Origin of the sequence: Stenotrophomonas sp. S39, from assembly GCF_016624665.1 — a bacterium.
GTDB lineage: Bacteria > Pseudomonadota > Gammaproteobacteria > Xanthomonadales > Xanthomonadaceae > Stenotrophomonas.
In genome coordinates, this window is the sequence record NZ_JACVTT010000189.1 from 1 (window position 1) to 2,039 (window position 2,039).

Annotated in this window: 3 protein-coding genes; all 3 read left to right on the plus strand. The window is 60.7% G+C overall.

Annotated features, from left to right (window positions below; all coding sequences use genetic code 11):
• Positions 1-347 precede the first annotated feature (347 nt).
• On the plus strand, positions 348-1,043 hold the full coding sequence (locus tag IAE41_RS22200) for a hypothetical protein (protein WP_200734595.1): 696 nt from the start codon (positions 348-350) through the stop codon (positions 1,041-1,043).
• 83 nt (positions 1,044-1,126) lie between these two features.
• Positions 1,127-1,570, plus strand: coding sequence for a TonB family protein (locus tag IAE41_RS22205; protein ID WP_200734596.1), 444 nt, complete (start codon positions 1,127-1,129; stop codon positions 1,568-1,570).
• An 83-nt stretch (positions 1,571-1,653) separates the two neighbouring features.
• Positions 1,654-2,039, plus strand: a 386-nt coding sequence (locus IAE41_RS22595) for a hypothetical protein (protein WP_234458975.1), incomplete at its 3' end; no start/stop codon positions are given.

A 2,039-nucleotide genomic window follows, 5' to 3' on the forward strand; every position in this document is an offset into this window, starting at 1 on the left:
GAAAGGGCACGGGAGGGTGTCCTGGCTCGCTGGGCCGTTCTGCGACGGCCCGCCCTGCAACTGTCTGCGCAGGGCGGGCTGGCTGGGTAGCGGCGGCATGGTAGCAGGTGGGGGGCGTCGAGATGAGCGCTGTCACCACTGGGTAGGCCAATGCTGGCGTCGGATGCATGCACAAATGAGCACCGGCCACAGACCACGTCGCCGGCCCACTCCCCGCAGAAGAACAATCAACTTCCTGAACGAAGCCCATAGCGTCACACCAAATATAGTGGGTGACACTTGCTTTCGACATACGTTGAGATATGATTTCACCACGCCCAACCCCGGGCTGACACAGGAGATTGAAAATGAACAACGCAACACAAAAACGCGCTTTGAGCGTACGCCTGCCGCCTGATCTGATGGGTGCTTACGCAGGGCTGATCGAGGGTGCCGGTCTCACGCTCAGTGAGAACATCCGCGCCCATGTCCAATCGCTCGTCGAGCGTGCAAACGCTCTGTCCAACGATGGCCTCAAAGTCGACATCAGTTTCAACTGGAGGAAGCTGGGATCCGGCGATCCCTTCCCGGAAAGCGTTGGGGCCGTGATGGCGCGCGTAACTCTGCCGGCGACGGTTTCTGACGATCAGCTGAGCCGGATGATCTTCGCCATCCCCGAGTTCTTCGTGGGTGACCATGAGCCGTACCGCATCGACTCGTATTACTACCACCGCGTGGCAGGCGCAACCAACTTCATCGAAAGTAGCCGTAAAAGGCGGGAGGTGTTGAGCTACTCGATGATGGAAGGCCGTTGGCACGGCGGCGTGTACCGCTACGATGATGGGGTTTCGCTGCACGATCTGGCTTCTGAGATCGAAGAAAAGTTGCGTAACGACATCACCGCGACGATCCGGTGCATGCAGTTGGGGCTGCTCCCCGAACAGCGCTTCCTCACCGATGCCGAGCTGGCGAAACGGCTTGATGTGTGGAGCAGTGTCAAACTTCCCGACACTGCTGACTTCGTGGCGTGGCAGCGTACGTTGTCCGGCAAGCCGCACAGCTGACGGCTGCGGGGGTCCTGGGAGTCAGAGGCGGTCCAGTGGCGCCGCGCTGATAAAGGGACAGCCCCAACCGCCCAGTAGTCATGATGCTCAGCTTCACTGACTGGAAACCAGCAATGGAACGATGGCAACACACACTGGCCTTGATGTGTGCCCTGGCGCAACCCGCTTTCACCGCTACCGCAGATCCAAGTGTTTCGACGAGCGTGGTGGTGGAAGCGGGTGACAACCCCGGAAGGGCATCGCTCCAGGCACCCAAGGCGCTGTATGCGCCCCCACCCCGCATTCCGCCAGACGTCCTCTCCCCCTCCCCTTCAGAAGTGGTGGTGTTTGCCGACCTGGCGGGCAATGGGGAGGTGCAGAACGTGTCCATCGCCGTCTCCAGCCGCCTGCGCGATCTCGACCGCGAAACACTTGCGGCGGTCAAACAATGGCGGTTCGAGCCCACCGCCTCAGATGGCCATGCCATGCCCATCCGGGTCCGCGTCAGCGTGGTATTTGCCCGCAGCTCGCCCCGTCCCAGCCCCTGACGGCAAGCGCGACGAACCCAACGTGAAACCCCAGCGTGGGCGCTCCGTCGTCACGGAGCGGCAGGTTTGATCAGCACGGAACTGTGATTGGATCCAATGATGTCAACGCCATCGGCGAACAGATGATGGAGATTCCATTGTCAGGTGTGCTCCTGTGGCCTCGATCGCGCATCTACTATCATGTGCCACCCACGCCTGCGTTGCGCGCAGAGAGAGATTTCAACATCAATGAGCGTGTGACTGCTACATCGCGTTACGCAATGGTCATTGAGGATGACGCACTGTGCCCGGCGCTCTACAGCCGCCTATACGACGACTGGCAGCATCCCAGTGCTCCGCAGGAAGTATCAGCCGCCTACATCCACGGACACTGCGCGCAGGCGTTCCGTACGAATCCTGCACTGATACCAGATTCGCAGGGAACCTGGCTCGCCTATCCGGGGTCTTCGGCCGATGGCCTCAACATGGT